Source organism: Aquabacterium sp., assembly GCF_021768455.1.
Classification (GTDB): Bacteria; Pseudomonadota; Gammaproteobacteria; order Burkholderiales; family Burkholderiaceae_C; genus Aquabacterium.
Genome location: NZ_JAIZVX010000251.1, coordinates 1 through 2,744 on the forward strand (window position 1 = coordinate 1; position 2,744 = coordinate 2,744).

Sequence of the window (2,744 nt, forward strand, 5' to 3'; positions counted from 1 at the left end):
CCATATATCCACCTTAATTATTGTTTTTACCATTGTTAACATCAAAATCCGGAGATTTCAAAAATTCGCTTTGCTCAAATTTGAAATACCGTAAAACCCAAACCATCCCCCCATTATTTAAATTTTTCGCGTTGCTTCAAAATTCAAACAATGACCCCCGGTTGGGGGTGGCATAATTTCGGGTAATAAAAAACTTACCCTTCATAATGCCTTGTTGTTCCACCCCAAAATCGGGGTAGAAACAACAAAAGATAATATAGATATAACCTGGTGGAAATTAATGTCAATATGTCAAATATGGAGAAATTGCGAATAAAAAAAATCCCTTAGAAAATAGAATTTTTTTCTATTTTTTAAGGGATTTGGCCCGTCCGGCGAGGACGGTTTTAAAATGATCTTGTAAATTTATCGTTTTCAAATTGTGCAGTTTTTAAATTCTCTCTTCGTTCTGTATTTAATTTATGATTTAAACCCTTAGCAAATAGATTAGAATTCATAAACAAATGTCCTTTTTCTTTTATTAAAACTCCCTTCTCAGTGAGTTTTTTAAAAATAACAGACATATTAGATTTTTTCATATCTAAATCTCTCGCGATTTGCGATTGATTTAGACTAATTAAATTGCCGTATTCCATAATTTCGAGAATGTATGTAATTACTTTTAACTCGCTTTGACTTATATTTAATTCTGCTAAAGCTCTTAAATTACTTGTAAAAGCCATAACAAATTCGCTTTTAAGCGAACTTTTCTTTTCTTGTTGAATAATAGCAGTGACTTTTACATTTCCTTTTTCTTGTAAATTTTCTACTTGCTCCGCTACTTCATCATCAAATTCAAATTCTTGAATATTATCAAGTGCTTTAACTTGTGCTAACCCCATAATTTTTTTACTCCTTTTAAATTGTATAAACTCAGCTCTTTTATAATATATTTTGTGTACTAGTCAATAACAAAGTAAAAAAAAATTAAACTTTGTTATATGTCTTTGGACTATAGTCCAATCCTGTAGTTATGAGATCTCATAACTGGAGTTATGAGTTTACATAACTTCGAGTTATAAGATTACATAACTGGAGTTATGAGTTTACATAACTTTTTTTTGAAAAAAACTATATATAACAATGTCTTGATAGTATGTTAAGAAGTAAGAATTAATAAGAACATAAGAAAGGAAAACAATCCAGGCTGTGCCATTCGATAGATCCAACCCCAAAACCCATCTGGAAAACCATCCCAGTTACCCGTTCCGGGGCCCTGCTTCGCAATATGGAGGATTTTGCTATAAAACCGTCCTACCGGACAGGTCAACCCTTCAAAGCCACACAGCAAGCTGTGTAGCTTCTCAGCGTTTTAGAGAACGAACTGGAGGTGGACTTACTGTATCCGTAGGGGTAGAAGCTGCTTTAATTTTCTTTGCTGCTTCATTTTTGTTCTTAATCTTAAATCTCAGCAATCTATCGCCCCCACGGGGCTTAGAGCTTGTTTCAACATCTGTAATGTCGTCAAATCCACCTGCGCTTCTTTTGCTCTTTCTACCGTAGCTTTGTTGTGATCTGACAGAAGCATGCCCCATAATTTTAGCGATTTTTTCAGCATCAAAACCCTCTGAATTTTTCAATTCTGTTGCTTTTGCATGTCTAAAAGAATACGCCGAGGCGTGATATTTTTTCCTGGGCCATAGTTTTTTGCTTATTTTTGTAATGTATCCGGAAAACGCTTTTGCACTTTCAGTTTTAATTTTTAAATCATATGCCTGAGGGTTTTTCTCAAAAATATCTATTATAGATTTGTAATATTGAAGATTTTTATCTGTGATTTTTACCGTAACCTCTCTAATTCTAATACCTCTTTTTTGTTGATAATTTAATTTTGAGCCGATGATTTTAAAACTTAACTTATTGTTTTTACTATCAAAATTAACTTTAATGCCAGTTTCGATCTCGTCCGGTCTGCAACCTGTGGCATATAATGCCACAAGTGCGTTAGCGCATTTTAGATTATGCGAAATCGCATATTCTAAAATATTTTCCCTAAAATCTTCATTTAGTTTTTTTATATTTCGTTTTGAATTACCCATATATAAAATCTCTCATATTTTTAATTACTTCCAATGTTAAATAACAATCAACTGCAGAATTATGTAATTCTAAATTAGCAGTTTCTACACCAAAATAATTAGCTGCGAATTCAAGTTTTTGCCATTTATAACCTCCTCTGTATTCGTTATATTCTCCATAAAATTTTGCAAAATCTTTCATAACACAATGAGATCTTAATTCGAAATTATCGAAATCATTATTTCCTTTACTATCGTTATCTTTATATTTGTATTTCGCAACATTTAAAGATCTATATATTGTTGATATATCAAACTCTTCATTATATATAAATATTGGTTTGTTTTTATTTTCTTCGCTATTTATTATTTTCGAAAAATCTTCATATATAGAAATTATATTTCTAGCATCCTTTATCATTTCGTTTGTAATATGATGAATAGACTCAGCTTCTGAACAAATTTTTTCGTATGTCGGTTTGCAAAATTCGTTAATCAATATATTGTTTTTTTCGTCAATTAAAGCAAAACTAACAACTTCGCCGCGTAAACCTGTTGTTTCTGTGTCTAGTACAAAAAACTCACTGCTTGCAAGTTTTTGATATTTATAAACAATTTGCTTTATTCTGTCAGGAACTCCCGGATTGCTTTTCATATATTCTTCATAATTTATATTTTCCATATATC

General features: G+C 31.3%; 3 protein-coding genes. All 3 read right to left on the minus strand.

Annotated features, from left to right (window positions below; all coding sequences use genetic code 11):
* Nucleotides 1–386: 386 nt before the first annotated feature.
* Nucleotides 387–881, minus strand: a complete 495-nt coding sequence (locus tag QZ994_RS19360) for a replication/maintenance protein RepL (protein ID WP_065812099.1) — start codon at nt 879–881, stop codon at nt 387–389.
* A 462-nt stretch (nt 882–1,343) separates the two neighbouring features.
* Complete coding sequence (locus tag QZ994_RS19365; RefSeq protein WP_072769506.1) at nt 1,344–2,078, minus strand: site-specific integrase; 735 nt, start codon at nt 2,076–2,078, stop codon at nt 1,344–1,346.
* Nucleotides 2,071–2,744 (minus strand): 3'-5' exonuclease (locus QZ994_RS19370; protein WP_290877597.1); only part of this gene is annotated, 674 nt, incomplete at its 5' end. The genes QZ994_RS19370 and QZ994_RS19365, both read right to left, overlap by 8 nt.

Excerpts from the sequence above, each read along its gene's own strand:
- QZ994_RS19360 (WP_065812099.1), bottom strand. The coding sequence starts at position 881 with ATGGGGTTAGCACAAGTTAAAGCACTTGATAATATTCAAGAATTTGAA.
- QZ994_RS19365 (WP_072769506.1), bottom strand. The coding sequence starts at position 2,078 with ATGGGTAATTCAAAACGAAATATAAAAAAACTAAATGAAGATTTTAGG.